Origin of the sequence: Psychrosphaera sp. F3M07 (assembly GCF_018860345.1) — a bacterium.
GTDB classification, from domain to species: Bacteria; Pseudomonadota; Gammaproteobacteria; order Enterobacterales; family Alteromonadaceae; genus Psychrosphaera; species Psychrosphaera aquimarina.
Genome location: NZ_JAHKPJ010000020.1, coordinates 277,130 through 291,273 on the forward strand (window position 1 = coordinate 277,130; position 14,144 = coordinate 291,273).

The 14,144-nt window shown below is 38.1% G+C and carries 15 protein-coding genes; 5 read left to right on the plus strand and 10 right to left on the minus strand.

What is annotated here, in order from left to right:
- Window position 1: 1 nt before the first annotated feature.
- The 4 genes from KO505_RS10025 to KO505_RS10040 form a co-directional block, all read right to left on the minus strand.
- Window positions 2-1,198 (minus strand): glycine C-acetyltransferase, encoded by a 1,197-nt coding sequence (locus KO505_RS10025; protein ID WP_216055311.1) that lies wholly within the window; start codon window positions 1,196-1,198, stop codon window positions 2-4.
- Between the two features lie 240 nt (window positions 1,199-1,438).
- Entirely contained in the window at window positions 1,439-2,242 is an 804-nt protein-coding gene (locus tag KO505_RS10030) for a hypothetical protein (protein WP_216055312.1), read from the minus strand.
- A gap of 55 nt (window positions 2,243-2,297) precedes the next feature.
- A complete protein-coding gene (locus KO505_RS10035; RefSeq protein WP_216055313.1) occupies window positions 2,298-2,657 on the minus strand; it encodes a hypothetical protein in 360 nt (119 codons plus the stop codon).
- A 3-nt stretch (window positions 2,658-2,660) separates the two neighbouring features.
- On the minus strand, window positions 2,661-3,443 hold the full coding sequence (locus KO505_RS10040; RefSeq protein WP_216055314.1) for a polysaccharide deacetylase family protein: 783 nt from the start codon (window positions 3,441-3,443) through the stop codon (window positions 2,661-2,663).
- 85 nt (window positions 3,444-3,528) lie between these two features.
- Between KO505_RS10040 and KO505_RS10045 the strand changes: the two genes are divergently transcribed.
- Window positions 3,529-4,017 (plus strand): N-acetyltransferase, encoded by a 489-nt coding sequence (locus KO505_RS10045; protein ID WP_252731738.1) that lies wholly within the window; start codon window positions 3,529-3,531, stop codon window positions 4,015-4,017.
- 54 nt (window positions 4,018-4,071) lie between these two features.
- Entirely contained in the window at window positions 4,072-4,362 is a 291-nt protein-coding gene (locus KO505_RS10050) for an antibiotic biosynthesis monooxygenase (RefSeq protein ID WP_216055316.1), read from the plus strand.
- Window positions 4,363-4,375: 13 nt separating this feature from the next.
- Here the strand turns inward: KO505_RS10050 and KO505_RS10055 are convergent, their stop codons facing one another.
- The 6 genes from KO505_RS10055 to KO505_RS10080 form a co-directional block, all read right to left on the minus strand.
- Window positions 4,376-4,612, minus strand: coding sequence for a hypothetical protein (locus KO505_RS10055; RefSeq protein ID WP_216055317.1), 237 nt, complete (start codon window positions 4,610-4,612; stop codon window positions 4,376-4,378).
- A gap of 88 nt (window positions 4,613-4,700) precedes the next feature.
- Entirely contained in the window at window positions 4,701-6,518 is a 1,818-nt protein-coding gene (locus KO505_RS10060) for a ferrous iron transporter B (protein ID WP_216055318.1), read from the minus strand.
- 2 nt (window positions 6,519-6,520) lie between these two features.
- Entirely contained in the window at window positions 6,521-6,760 is a 240-nt protein-coding gene (locus KO505_RS10065; RefSeq protein ID WP_216055319.1) for a FeoA family protein, read from the minus strand.
- 196 nt (window positions 6,761-6,956) lie between these two features.
- Complete coding sequence (locus KO505_RS10070) at window positions 6,957-8,843, minus strand: choice-of-anchor I family protein (protein ID WP_216055320.1); 1,887 nt, start codon at window positions 8,841-8,843, stop codon at window positions 6,957-6,959.
- A 203-nt stretch (window positions 8,844-9,046) separates the two neighbouring features.
- Window positions 9,047-9,625 (minus strand): D-glycero-beta-D-manno-heptose 1,7-bisphosphate 7-phosphatase, encoded by a 579-nt coding sequence (gene gmhB, locus KO505_RS10075; protein ID WP_252731739.1) that lies wholly within the window; start codon window positions 9,623-9,625, stop codon window positions 9,047-9,049.
- On the minus strand, window positions 9,625-10,671 hold the full coding sequence (locus KO505_RS10080) for a glycosyltransferase family 9 protein (protein ID WP_216055321.1): 1,047 nt from the start codon (window positions 10,669-10,671) through the stop codon (window positions 9,625-9,627). Before KO505_RS10080 ends, gmhB begins: the two co-directional genes overlap by 1 nt.
- A gap of 142 nt (window positions 10,672-10,813) precedes the next feature.
- Between KO505_RS10080 and KO505_RS10085 the strand changes: the two genes are divergently transcribed.
- From KO505_RS10085 to KO505_RS10095, 3 genes are read left to right on the plus strand one after another with little or no spacing between them, the layout of a single operon-like run.
- Window positions 10,814-11,554, plus strand: a complete 741-nt coding sequence (locus KO505_RS10085; protein WP_256447642.1) for a 3-deoxy-D-manno-octulosonic acid kinase — start codon at window positions 10,814-10,816, stop codon at window positions 11,552-11,554.
- Window positions 11,551-12,942 carry a 3-deoxy-D-manno-octulosonic acid transferase gene (locus KO505_RS10090; protein WP_216055323.1) on the plus strand — a complete coding sequence of 464 codons (1,392 nt, stop codon included), beginning with the start codon at window positions 11,551-11,553 and terminating at the stop codon, window positions 12,940-12,942. Before KO505_RS10085 ends, KO505_RS10090 begins: the two co-directional genes overlap by 4 nt.
- Window positions 12,939-14,057 (plus strand): DNA alkylation repair protein, encoded by a 1,119-nt coding sequence (locus KO505_RS10095; RefSeq protein WP_216055324.1) that lies wholly within the window; start codon window positions 12,939-12,941, stop codon window positions 14,055-14,057. Before KO505_RS10090 ends, KO505_RS10095 begins: the two co-directional genes overlap by 4 nt.
- Window positions 14,058-14,144 lie beyond the last annotated feature (87 nt).

Sequence of the window (14,144 nt, forward strand, 5' to 3'; positions counted from 1 at the left end):
GTTATTTGATCACCTTTAATTCTTTACCCACTTTGATAAACGCTGCAATGGCTTTATCTAGTTGTTCTTTTGTATGTGCTGCGGATATTTGTGTACGTATACGAGCTTGGCCTTTAGGCACGACAGGGAAACTAAAGCCAATAACGTAAATGCCTTCTTGTAACATTTTGTCAGCCATATCCGACGCTAATTGCGCGTCTCCTAACATCACTGGAATAATGGCATGATCTTTACCAGCTAAAGTAAATCCTGCGGCTTCCATTTGCTCACGGAAGTAAGCCGCGTTTGACCAAAGTTGGTCGCGCTGCTCTGAACCCGTTGCTAACATTTCTAATACTTTAATGGATGCGGTAACAATTGAAGGTGCAACAGAGTTAGAGAATAAATAAGGGCGTGAACGTTGGCGTAACCACTCAACCACTTCTTTTTTACCCGTTGTATAACCACCAGAAGCACCACCTAACGCTTTACCTAATGTGCCAGTGATGATATCAACACGGTCCATTACGCCACAGTATTCAGGGGTACCACGACCGTTTTCACCAACAAAACCAACCGCGTGTGAATCATCTACCATGACTAATGCATCGTATTTATCTGCCAAATCACAAACTGTTTTTAAATCACAAATAACGCCGTCCATTGAGAACACACCATCAGTGGCAATTAACTTAAAACGCGCACCATCAGCAACTGCTTGTTGTAATTGTTTTTCTAAGTCTGCCATGTCGTTATTGGCATAACGGTAACGTTTGGTTTTTGATAAACGTACACCATCAATAATAGATGCATGATTTAACGAGTCTGAAATAATTGCGTCTTCAGCACCTAGAATTGTTTCAAATAAACCACCATTAGCATCAAAACAAGAGCCATACAAAATTGTATCTTCCGTTTTTAAAAACTCACTGATTTTATTTTCTAATGTTTTATGAATATCTTGAGTACCACAAATAAAACGAACCGACGCCACACCAAAACCGTGGGCATCTAAACCTTCTTGCGCGGCTTTGATTAAGTCTGGGTGATTGGCTAACCCCAAGTAGTTGTTAGCACAAAAGTTTAAAACTTGTTCGCCATTAACATCAATATTGGCTTTTTGTTGTGACGTAATAATACGTTCAGACTTATACAAACCATCAAGCTTAACTTGTTCAATTTCTTGTTGAAGGTGTTTAAAAAAACCGGCTGCGCGCATATAAGTTCACTCCAATTTGAGTTAATTGTGTTGGGTAAATAGAAGAATAGATGACTATTCAATAATGTGCTGAATTGTATAGAATTAATTCTGCCAGTACAGCAAAACGGCGTGTCCTAGCCCTAATTTTGCTAATCGCATTTATTAGATTTTGTGCAGTTAAATGCACAAACAAAGACGGGCTGTTAACCCAGTATAAGTAACAGCCTAGTTATTAAGGGTGGGCAAGTACTTGAGTAATTAATAATCTTGCTTATTTGAGTAGGAACAAACCATTCTTAGACCGTTAGTGGTAAAACCATTATTGTCTTGATAACTTATTTGTTGTTGCCCACACCCATGTATTGTGTGATAGACATAGACATAATCTCTAAACCAATCTGAGCTTTCCAACGCGCCAATATTCATGTGTAAAATAGACTGTCCATTACTATTACTGCCTATCGCAAAAATAAGGTCATTATTAATATGCAATTCACGATTGCGATCTCTACCCAATTGCACCCAACCTAAAGGCTCGCGATTGGTGCCAATAAAATAAACATATATATTCGCACTTAAACCGGTAACATCGTTTTCTAATGACTTAAAGAAGGTGTCATGTTGTTCTAAACGAGAAAGCTCTTCCTTCTTTATCCACTCTGACATTAAGTACTTAAATTCATCCGAAAAAAACAAAGCCCAAAGTGTATCAACATCATTAAGCTGTGTAGTCAGATAGTTTACAAACGCCATTTTGTTGCAATCACTTTTAGTACAATTATCTAATGTAACCTCTATTTTTGCATTTTGGATGTGGACACTGTTCAATATTTTATTAGTGACAACCCCAAATTCGGTTGTAATTGAGTGTGATATTAAATATTCAACCTTTACTGGACTGTAAGAATCGGCGTGTTTTATTTGGTACTTTACCACGTCTTGTGTTACTTCAACGCTAGTACACTCTGGCTCTTGTTGCCCACATACAGTTTGTTGACCAGCCTGAACATTCATTGTGAGCAAGAATAAGATGAATATAGTTAGGTTTGATATTCCCTTCATAATTTTCCTTTTTTCTTTTACTAAATTTAATATTAATTTAAATAATCTCTATTCGCTAACCGTCTTTTTTCGAGATTAAATACCTTGAGAGATATTGCAAAAAAATAAACAACAACACACCGATACAAAGACTAAAAACAAATGGGTTATCTGCATAACTAAAACCGTCATAGCGATTTGATATTGTCACTTTACCTAAAATCAATGAAACAATTATTGTTAACCCGATCACAAACATCATGGCTAAATTTTGATTTATTGGTGTCGTTTCCTCAGAAACATGGATTGGATTGCACTTCGCTTGCTTAATTAACTGCTCAATTTTTATTGCCCGTTCAGGCCACTTAGCTTTGTCTAAGCTTTCGAAACACTCCTGTAACTCCTTTAAGGTATAAAGTTCAAAGTTAGGTTCCATAAATCACTTATTTTCCATTACGTATTGCATAATATTAATATATGTATCGGTCCAATAAGTATCTTTGTGGTTGGCTAAATAATCTAATAACTCAGCATGCGCTTTAGTACTCACCGTTAGATGATCACCACCAATACCATGAAATAATATATTGGCAATGCCGCCTTGTTGTTCCGCTTTTTTAACAAAATCAATTAGCTGCTTACCGGTTACGTTTTCTGGTGTAAACAGTAAGTCGAATTTTTTAGGTAAGTCTGGATTATTCGCTTTAATCGCAACAAATTTTGGACGAACTCGTTCCACGTAATTACCATCACTAGCCAATAAATCACCACATGGAATAGTAAAGGTTCTGTCCTTTTTGCCATCAATCGCTTTTAACATGGTATTGGCTAATGTGACCTGCTCTACCATTTCTACTACCGTATTTTTGTCCGTGTCATGCAGTGGATTAACCCAATCCCTGTTAGGTAACGAACCACGACAAGGGTGATACACGGTATGATTACCTAATTCGTGACCGTTGTTGGCCGCAGCACGCCAAACCTCCATATACTCATCAACCGCTGGCGATGCCAAGGTTAAATAAAACGAGGCTTTCAAATTGTGTTTGTCTAATTCTGGAATGGCATTGTGGATTTGGCTATATAAACCATCATCATAAGACAAACTAACAGCGGCTTTGTAATGTTTTGGCCAAGTAAAATTATCATCATCCTGGTTTGCCCAAACTGGCGTACTAAGCAAAAACAGTGACAGCAAATATGGAGTGAGTTTAATTAACATAAGCACTACCCAAACTGATTAATTTTGATTAGTGTTTAACATGTTGAAACATAAAGCAATGGTTTATACTTTTTAGGAGATGTTATTGAAACTTACGACACCCACAGAGTCTGACATAAATACGATAAGTCAGTGGTTTCCAGATGAAATCCGCCTAAGAACGTGGTCGGGACCTAAGTTTCGTTACCCCTTTACCCAAGCCTCATTTTATCAAGACTTGAGCATGGAGCGACTCCCTTCATTTTGCTTAAAATACTCTGAAAAAAATGAGTGTGTAGATACCGATATGTTAGTTGGTTTTGGTCAGTATTATTCTAGGGTGGGCAGATGTCATTTAGGTCGCCTGGTGATTAACCCTGAATGTCGTGGGCAAAATAAAATAGCGGATTTAATCCATTTGTTAGCGCATGAAGGTTGTGCGCAACTAAAAGCGGATATGCTGTCTTTGTTTGTATTTCACGACAATCATAAAGCCAAAAACGCTTATCAAAAATTAGGCTTTGTAGAAGCCGAGTACCCTGAAGAGATGCCGATGGATGGTTGTGTTTACATGGTTAAACAATACAAAAGTTAATCATTTTTATACCAATTTCATCAAGTTCTTAGTCATTAAAGATAGGTAATGTGAATGTACGCAGTGATATTTAAAGCCAAAATTGCAAAGTTAAATGATGAATATTCCAAAACTGCAGCAAAAATGCGAGAGTTAGCATTTAGTAAATATGGCTGTTTAGACTTTGTTGCGGTATGTGAGGGTGAACAAGAAGTGGCGATTTCTTATTGGCCAGATGAACAATCGATATTAGCTTGGAAAAAAGATCCGGAACATCTTCTAGCACAACAACTTGGCCAGAAAAATTGGTACCAATCTTATAGTGTTGAAGTAGTTGAAATTAAACGCCAATATCGTTCTAACTAAGTTAGTTTATTAGCTAATCTTTAATTCCAGTACTTGTACTGGCATTTTTAATGGTACGAATAAACAAATATATGGCTGCGATTCCAGCAAACACAGACGCTAAGGGTGTGTAACCAATTTGCTCTAAGCTAAAATCTTTAGAAACAGCAACATAGCCAATTAAAAACCCAAGCTGTGCTAGCCCAAATAACATGACCATAAAACAAATACCAAGGGTGACCCAGTTAAATATCGTTAATCTTTTTTCCATTGGAACTCTTTATTATCCGTAAATACAACTTAGTTAGCAGAAGTGGCAACCATATGCTGCCACTTGTGATATTTCAACCTTTGTCGTATTAGATTAATGCATTTGCCAAGAAGGCCAAGATATACGCAAGTACGCCGTAAGCGGCGTATAACCCCCAAGATAATTTGCTATTTCCGGTTTCTGCTTTTAATGTCGCAACGGTGGCAACACACTGTAAAGCTACAACATAAAATAATAACAAACCAATACCTGTACCTAATGGCAAGCCATCGTTCATTATATTTTGTGCGAGGCCAGCAATGTTTTCGTCAGCCCCTTCCATTCCATATAAGGTACCAAGCGCGCCAACAAACACCTCTCTGGCTAAGAACGACATTAAAATGGCAATACCATAACGCCAATCCAAACCAAGTGGGGCAAAGATAGGCTCAACAAAATGACCTATGCTCCCTAACCAAGACTCTTCTAAACTTGCATTCATCGGGAAATAACCCAGAACCCAAATGCCCACCGCGACCATAAATATAATTGGCGCAGCACGTTTTATAAATTGTACGCCACTGTTGATCACTCTGTGATAAAGCGGTTTCCAATGTGGTAAACGGTAACTTGGTAATTCAATAATAAATGGCATTTCAGATTTTTCATGGTCGGTGATACTTGAGCGGCTTAATAACGCACTAATAATCAACGCCGTGACGATACCAAACATATACAAACCAAAAAACGTAACCCCTTGCAGGTTAAATATGCCTAACCAATAAACATCAGATGGGATAAATACAGATACTAATAACGCATAAACTGGTAATCGTGCTGAACAAGACATTAACGGAATTGTCATCATAGTGATTAATCGTTTGCGCGGAGATTCAATCGTACGTGCCGCCATAATGGCCGGGATAGCACAGGCGTGACCGGAAAGGTAAGGAATGAAACTTCTTCCAGATAATCCAAAATAACTTAACGGTTTATGACAAATTAATGCCGCTCTGGCTAAATATCCGCTGTCTTCTAGCAAGCCTATAATGAACGTTAACACCATAATTTGCGGTACAAACACTAAAAACGAGCCAACACCACCAAATATGGCGTCATTCAAGAAGTCCGTAACGACTCCTTGTCCTGTAAATTGAGTGATGAAAACAGCCATGCCGGCAATAATGGTTTCCACCCCATCCATTAATGGCGCTGCCCAAGTAAAAATACTTTGGAAGAGCACAAACATAATGGCTAAAAATGCAAATGAACCAAACAGGCTATTCAGTAAAAAATTATCAACCTTGTTTTGATTTTTAAGCACTACATCTTTATTTATTGCGTAGGTCTTAGCCAATGCACGGCTGAAATCGACCACTTCTTTGGTGGTTTCTAATGGAATCTTTGGAACCAAAGGATTGAAGTTTTTATACTCGGCATTTAACAAGGCATTTTTAAATTCAGCGATGCCATCAAGTGAACGAGCAGACAAAGCATAAACCGGAGCACCGAGTTCATTGGCTAACCCATCGATATCAATGTTATGGCCAAACCGTTTCACTTCATCGATAAAATTTAAAACATATACAATGGGTTTGTTTGCTTTGCTGGCTAACAGTTGCGCTTGTAATGCAAACACTAAACTGCGCTCTAACCGAGTGGCATCTAATACACACACAACAAGCTCAGTTTCGTCATCGTTTACACGAAGGGTCAGTTGTTCAACAGCTACTTGTTCATCAATGGACATGGTGCTTAAAGAATAAGTGCCAGGGAAGTCTATAACTTCATACTCTCCCATTGCGCCACTTTTAATTTCAACGGTGACACCAGGGTAGTTTGCGACTTTTTGTCGAAGGCCAGTAAGTTGGTTGAACAATAGGCTTTTGCCACAGTTAGGTTTACCGACTAAGAGAATTTTTTTCATAATTAATTATTGTTCGACGTTGAGATGAAAATTTGTTCAGCTAATGCTTGTTCTAATGAATAGACACAATCACCAATTTGAATGACTAGTGGGCCGGAAAAAATGCTTCTACGTAGACATTTAATATATTGGTCAGTTTCAAACCCCATTTCTACCAAACGGGTGCTGACTGAATCATCTAAATGCTCACAAAGATGGGAAATGTTTGCAGTTCCACCCTTGTGTAATTCCCATAAAGTCATATGAACCTCAATTCTAAAGAAGAGAAACCATAATAACCTTATTTAATCGAACTGTTAAATGATAATAGTTATTATTACCGTTTAGTTTACTCACTTTTTATCTATGTCCAATTTTTGCCAATAAAAAAGGCAGTGAATAAACACTGCCTTATTGATGTTATCGATTTGGATAACTAACCCATATTAACAAAAATGATTATTTTTCATTAATTTGCCAAATCGCTACTGTGCCAGAGATTTCGTTGCCTATGACTAATAACGCTTGGTTTGTTGGACTATGTGCGGCATCAATAAACTTCATTCCTTCAGGTGCTAAGTCACCTGTTATGTCAGCATCTTCAACTAAACCTCGGTTAAAGAAGTAATCAACAAAGTTCACATCATATGGATTAGTAATATCAAACACTAACATGCCACTCATTCTCTCTAAGCCAACAAAAGCATAAGTATTATTGCCAATTTTACCTAACGCTAGGGCTTCTGGCTCTGCACCTTTAGCATCTGAACGGGTATCCCCAACATTTTCATCTTCATTATTATTAAACGCCGAACCATGCATTGCTGCCGTTATCTTGGCAATTTGGTCGCCTGAATCAAAAATTAACAAACCATTTTGATCCCAAATAGAAAATGAACGAGCGCCAAAACTATATAAGTCGGCGTACTCACCATCATCGTTTTTACCCATTGATGACGTCACGATTAAACGACCAAGGCCATCATTGCCACCCATTTCACTGATATAAGCATCTAATTCAGGTGATACGGTCGCTAAATCTTCCAAGTCTTTAGCACGTACTTCATCTGTATAAGCGATGCACACTTCTTCACCGTCATCCCATTCATAAGAACCAGAAGGAAAATCGGTTTCACATTCCGCTTTACCCGCATCTTCCGCAGCATCTCGCTCAAAAGCGATATACTCTCTTGCGTCACCTTCATTTGCAGAAACAACAAAGTCTACGCCATTCCATTGATAAGAATCTATGGTATCAGGTTGGTATAAACCATATAAATGTTGGTATTTTTTGAAGTTAATGCCGCCATCTTTATCAGACACGTCAATTTGATATTCACTCCAGTCCTTAACGCCCAACCCAACTACTTTAACGCTGTTATCACTAAGATTGACAATGGCCATGGCATTATTATCTTGTAACGAAACATACGCTTTGCTGTTGTCCTTAGATACAGTGATGTATTCCGGCTCCAAGTCTTGCGCTACAGTATAAGTGCGCACTTGGCCTTTAATCGTTAGTCCATTAGGATTGGCAAATTTAACGCCTTGTTGTTCTAACTCTTGTTGTTTGTCGTTGTAATCTTCAAATGTGATCTGTGTTGCTGTGTCTGCCGGTACACCATCGGTTATATTGATTACGGAAATAGAGCCTTCAGGATCAATAACATAATCATCGGCAGGCTCACCTTCATTGGCAACCAGCACTTTTTTACCATCATGACTAAAAACAACATTATCAGGTAAGTCACCCACTTCTACATTTTTGATAAAACTTGGTACTGCACCAGAGATATCATAAAACGCGACATGTCCATTAACACCTTTAGTACCTGAATCTACAGCCACGGCTAACAAGTTATTGTTATTATCAACGGCAATACTGTTGGCATCGCCCGATAATGATGCACTGGTAGCTAAGTTTATGGTTTGAGATGCGGTTAGATTGGTATTGGTAATGACACCTTCGGTATCAGCTGTTAATTCAGCTTTATCCATACCATTGATATCAATGATCTCAACAACCGCAGGAGATGCTGAGCTATTAATTGCATATACCCAACCTGTAGAGTTTTGATAAGAAACGATTTCAGCTGCACCTTCAGGGTCACTGGCATTTAATTGAGCACGACCGACTAGTTCAATCTCTAACATTGTCGTTGCATCTTTGCCGTCAGTACCGTCAGCCCCATCAACACCGTTAGTGCCATTTACGCCATTTGTACCGTTAACGCCATTTGTACCATTAACCCCATCGTTACCATTTACACCGTTTTCGCCGTCTTCTGCACAACCGGTAATTAATGTAGCTAATAACAGTGCCAAACTGGTTTTTCTGTATTTCATTATCAATTCCTAAACCTTGTTATAAGTGATTGTTTATAAAAAATTTAGGTGATTAAAAGATAAGTTGATGACCTTAGGATTGCAGCAAAATGACAGTTTAATGTTTGATGTTTTTTATCTGTAACTTAGCTGTCATTTTTCAGATGTTATTTTCAATAATAATATGGAGGAGTTAACAATGTGCGGCCTTATTAAGCCAACGATTAATCTAATAAGTCGTTAGCTGCACTGAGTAAATCAGCATATGTGCCGTCAGCTAAAGACATGCCATCAGATGTTAATGATTGACCTGAATTGACTAAAAAACGCTGTTTTATTCCAGCATTTTTTGCGGCTTCGATATCGGATTTTTTATCGCCAATCATAATGGATATTTCCGGATCTAACCTATGTTCATGCATAGCTTGGAATAACATGCCGGGATTAGGTTTACGACAATCACATTGCAATAAATACGGTGGATTCGCCTTGGTAGGATGATGTGGGCAATGATAAACCGCTAATATATCTACCCCATTGAATTTAAATTGTTCGGTCATCCATGCGCTAAGTTCTTCAAACTCCTGTTCGGTATAATAGCCTCGGCCAATACCTGACTGATTGGTGATAATAACAATTTGATAACCAGCTTCTTGAAACTGTTTACATGCTTCAAACACACCTTGAATAAACTCAAAATCTTTTGGCTCTGATACATAACCATGATCAACATTCACTACACCATCACGGTCTAAAAACAATGCTTTTTTATATTCAGTATTAATATTTAAAGATTGTGCCATTAGAGTGCAAAGTCCTTAACAATACGGTCAAACTGGGTTTGAACTTGTTCCACCGTTATCTGTTGCATTAAATCCGTCCCTTTGACTCTCACACCCCATTTAAGTTTATCCGCAGGCTTTCCTTTTTGCTCTAATAGGTTTTGATGATAAACCTCAGCAACATAATCTTGATATAAATAAGGGCCTGTACGTTTGGGGTTTGAATGAGCATAAACACCAATGACAGGCGTTCTTTGCGTCACTGCCATGTGAGCAGGGCCGGTATCAGGCGCTAAGACTAATGACGCATTTTTTAAACACATTAACATTTGTTTTAAACTGGTTTTGCCAATGAGGTCCATAATTTCAACTTGTGCATGTTGTTTTATCGCATCACCAAGTTCACGGTCGATTGGCGCTGGACCACCACAAAGCGCAACATTATACCCTTTACTTGCAGCATAGTCCGCAATAGCAGCATAACGCTCTGGTAACCAATTACGTTCTTTTTTACTGGCAGCTGGGGAGATCACTAAGGTTTTAGAATCTGGTGCAATATGTTGATTGGCAAATTCGATGTCTTGATCTGAAACAGGAATGTCCCAAGTTAAATTGTTTAGTTCTGATATTGGCACACCTAGCTTTTCTGCAAAACCAAAAAAGCCTTCTAATACATGAGGTTCACTCTGAGGAGCAATACGTTCTTTGGTGAATAAAGCGTGTAATTCTTTTGCTCTGCTCCAATCAAAGCCAATTTTACGTTTAGCGTTAATAAATTGTGCTGCCCAATTGGCTCTTAAGGCCACTTGCATATGCAATAACACATCAAACTGTTGTCCGACTAAATCTTGTTTAAGTTGTTTAAAGGCGGCTTTGCCTTTGGATTTATCAAAAATCACAAACTCAACGCCTGGCAACCCATCTAGTAACATCTTTTCTATTTTGCCAATAATCCAAGTTATTTTAGCGTTAGGATGCTGTTTTTGAATTGCTTGCACGGCAGCGACGGCATGACATACATCACCTATGGCTGATAACCTCAAAATACAGATAGATTGCAAAGACACTCAAACTCCTAGGTATAAAGTACAAAAATAAATCGCGCAGAAATAAAATCAAATTGGCTTAAGTTGGTAATGCTAATGTATGATTTACACTATTCCAACTTAAAACTTGTAAGAACTCGTATTGTTATCAAATCCAACTCATTTGTCTTGGCATAAAACTATACAAAATGGACACACTATATTGGCCCATAAAAGTCTAAGCGAGCCTGTCACGCACGATTGGTTTGATGCGGCATTTTGGGAAAAACAAAACGCAATCACAGGCGAATCCAAAGGTAGAAATACCACCTATTTTATTAAATACCTAGCCAACAACACAGAGCCAAAACAAACACGACACTTTGTATTACGTCATTATTATCGTGGTGGGTTAGTTAGTAAGGTATTAAACGATGAATTTCTTTATACCGGAATAGAAAATACACGCAGCATTGCTGAATTCACCATGTTACAAAAAATGGTGGAGTTAGATTTGCCCGTTCCAAATCCCATTGCGGCTATGGTCACCAAAGTATCTGGCCTGTGGTGTCGGAATGATATTTTAATTGAACGTATCGACGATGCTAAAGATGGTTTTTATTGGTTAATCAGTCAAAACTTAACCGATCAAACATGGCAAAATATTGGGGCAACAATAAAACAGTTTCATCAAAATGGCGTTTACCATAGCGATCTTAACATCCACAATATAATGATAGACAAAAACGGAAAGGTGTTTTTAATTGACTTTGATCGCTGTGAATTCAAAGCACCGTCTGATACTTGGCAGCAAGCTAACTTAGCCCGCTTATTACGTTCATTAGAAAAAGAAAAAAATAAGGAACAAACCTTCCACTTTACCGACAGACATTGGCAACAATTGTTATTGGGATATGGGCAATGATTTATAAAATAAAGCGAACATTCAGTTTGTTTATTTATAACCTCTTATTAGTCATCTTTACCTGTGTGGATTTAGTTAAATGGGTGTTTGCATTATTCCGACAAGCTTTATTTTTTGCCTTGGGTAAATCCTTAACCGGAGCCGAAAAACGTGATTGGGCGTGGGGCCAAAAATATGGTTTGGTGGCTCGGGAGTTGTTCTCACCAACAACCCAAATAAACTCTGTAGATGTTAAAACTGTGATGTTCCACTGCGCATCTGTCGGAGAAGTTGTCGCTGTCATTCCTTTAATCAAACACCTTTTAAGGTCCAGCCTTCACTGCGACATGAATTTACAATTTGTGATCACCACAAATACGAAGACGGGAAAAGAACAGCTGTTACGGCTTTTAGATGATTCATTAATAGATAAAGTCAAACACTGTTATTTACCCATTGATTTACCTTGGCTGATGTCATCACTGTTAAAACAAGTTAACCCTGACATTATGCTGATCATGGAAGTTGAGTTATGGCCAAACCTAATTAACCAATGCCATAAAAAACAAATTCCAGTTTGCATTGTAAATGCACGCCTGACTGATAAAACCAGAAAAGGGTATCAAAAGGTTGGAGTATTGGCTGAGGCCATGATTAAGCAGTTACAACGGGTCTATGCCCGTAATCAAACCGACTTTGATAACTACATAGCCATGGGTATTGATAACAATAAACTGACGTTATTAGGCAACATTAAGTTTGATATTGGCCAAGCCGATTTAGTTGCAGCTGAGCAATTAAGAGCATCATTAAACTTAACTCATCGCCAAGTCATTATTGCAGGGAGCAGTCATAAAGGTGAAGAAAGCTTATTGGTTGATGCCTATAAACAATTTAAAACTCAAAATCCGCACTTAATATTAATCATTTGCCCACGTCATCCACAACGTTTTGAAACTGTATTTGACTACTTAAACAGCCAACAACTGAACGTTGTTAAGATGAGCGAATCGACAACCTCCAATGCCGATACCGATGTATTACTCGGAGACCAAATGGGCCAACTGAGTAAATTATATGGTGTGTGTGACATCGCCTTTGTGTGTGGCTCATTTGTTAAACGTGGAGGCCATAATCCAATTGAGGCTGCCGCCTACGCCAAACCCATCATAATGGGGCCTCATGTGTATAATAACCCAGAGATTTGCCATACATTGCAATCTGACGGGGGATTATTTATTGCCAATAGCAACTTTGAGTTTAATAGCCAGATTAATACTTGGTTATCGGCACCAGAGTCTATGCAGGACGCAGGAAATAAAGCCTTAAGTACATTAACGGCTAATGCTGGAATTATAGAAATTATTAGCTCAGAATTATTACAAATGTTAGATAAGTCAACAGCATGAAAAACGTATTTAACACTGAACTCATTGTGATTACCGCTCAACATATTGCTGATAATTTTTCAGGTTTTAATCAAAACGGTTTTATAAAACTGGCCTCTGACGATATTGAACATCGAGAATTAAAAGACAGAGCAAATCAAATCTGTATCGCCCTTAAACATTACCTACCAAAAGATTATTTAACCTCATTATCAATATTATTAAACACGTTACATCCAATCCAAGATAATCAAGATCTGACAGCGATCTCAACCGATAAAAATGGTGTTGCCGGTTGGATGATTTTACCTTTTACTCAATATATAGGTGAGTTAGGCCAAGACTACCTTGTTGAGTCATTAGAGGGGTTAAGGGTAATGACTAAGTTATTTACTAGCGAGTTTGGCATTCGTTATTTGTTACTGCAGCAACCGCAGATGTGTTTGCAAATAATGCAATCTTGGTGCGACGATAATTGCCATCATGTACGCCGCTTAGTGAGTGAAGGTACACGACCATTATTACCTTGGGCAATGCAACTGCCCCTGTTTAAACAACAACCTGGTTTAGTTTTACCTTTGTTAGAAAGGTTAAAATCCGATAGCTCTGAATACGTACGAAGAAGTGTGGCGAATCATTTAAATGATATTGCTAAAAACCACCCAGATTTAATCGCTGATATCGCAAAAAATTGGCTTTTAAATGCAGACATTAATCGTCAACGCCTAGTAAAACATGCTTGTAGAACCTTGATTAAACAAGGCCATACAACCACCTTATCTGTATTGGGTTATGAACCTCCAACAGCGATAACAGCGCAATTATCTTTGTCATCTATCACAATAAACATGGGGGATAATTTTGATATCCGTGTTGTATTAACCAACAATAATACCTCGTCGAAAAGCATACTGTTGGATTATGTTGTTTATCATCAAAAAGCCAATGGCAAACTAAGCCCTAAAGTATTTAAATGGAAAGCGTTTACTCTAGCCGCAAAGCAAACCATTTCTCTCACCAAAAAACATAACATCAAACAGATAAGTACCCGCAAGTATTATCCGGGGCAACATAAATGCGCCCTGTTAATAAATGGTCAAGAGTTTGCGGTAACTGAATTTACATTGAGTATTTGATATTTAGTCGTTGTAACGGCTATCAATGAGCTACAATTAATAACAAACAAATCCTGACTTTGTTGACACTAACTTTTAGCTTGCTAA

What these genes read in the sequence shown, in the direction of transcription:
- gmhB (WP_252731739.1), bottom strand. Translation starts at nt 9,625, where the DNA reads ATGGCACAATCTTTAAATATTAATACTGAATATAAAAAAGCATTGTTT.
- KO505_RS10070 (WP_216055320.1), bottom strand. Translation starts at nt 8,843, where the DNA reads ATGAAATACAGAAAAACCAGTTTGGCACTGTTATTAGCTACATTAATT.
- KO505_RS10090 (WP_216055323.1), top strand. Translation starts at nt 11,551, where the DNA reads ATGATTTATAAAATAAAGCGAACATTCAGTTTGTTTATTTATAACCTC.
- KO505_RS10050 (WP_216055316.1), top strand. Translation starts at nt 4,072, where the DNA reads ATGTACGCAGTGATATTTAAAGCCAAAATTGCAAAGTTAAATGATGAA.
- KO505_RS10060 (WP_216055318.1), bottom strand. Translation starts at nt 6,518, where the DNA reads ATGAAAAAAATTCTCTTAGTCGGTAAACCTAACTGTGGCAAAAGCCTA.
- KO505_RS10055 (WP_216055317.1), bottom strand. Translation starts at nt 4,612, where the DNA reads ATGGAAAAAAGATTAACGATATTTAACTGGGTCACCCTTGGTATTTGT.
- KO505_RS10040 (WP_216055314.1), bottom strand. Translation starts at nt 3,443, where the DNA reads ATGTTAATTAAACTCACTCCATATTTGCTGTCACTGTTTTTGCTTAGT.
- KO505_RS10065 (WP_216055319.1), bottom strand. Translation starts at nt 6,760, where the DNA reads ATGACTTTATGGGAATTACACAAGGGTGGAACTGCAAACATTTCCCAT.
- KO505_RS10025 (WP_216055311.1), bottom strand. Translation starts at nt 1,198, where the DNA reads ATGCGCGCAGCCGGTTTTTTTAAACACCTTCAACAAGAAATTGAACAA.
- KO505_RS10095 (WP_216055324.1), top strand. Translation starts at nt 12,939, where the DNA reads ATGAAAAACGTATTTAACACTGAACTCATTGTGATTACCGCTCAACAT.
- KO505_RS10030 (WP_216055312.1), bottom strand. Translation starts at nt 2,242, where the DNA reads ATGAAGGGAATATCAAACCTAACTATATTCATCTTATTCTTGCTCACA.
- KO505_RS10035 (WP_216055313.1), bottom strand. Translation starts at nt 2,657, where the DNA reads ATGGAACCTAACTTTGAACTTTATACCTTAAAGGAGTTACAGGAGTGT.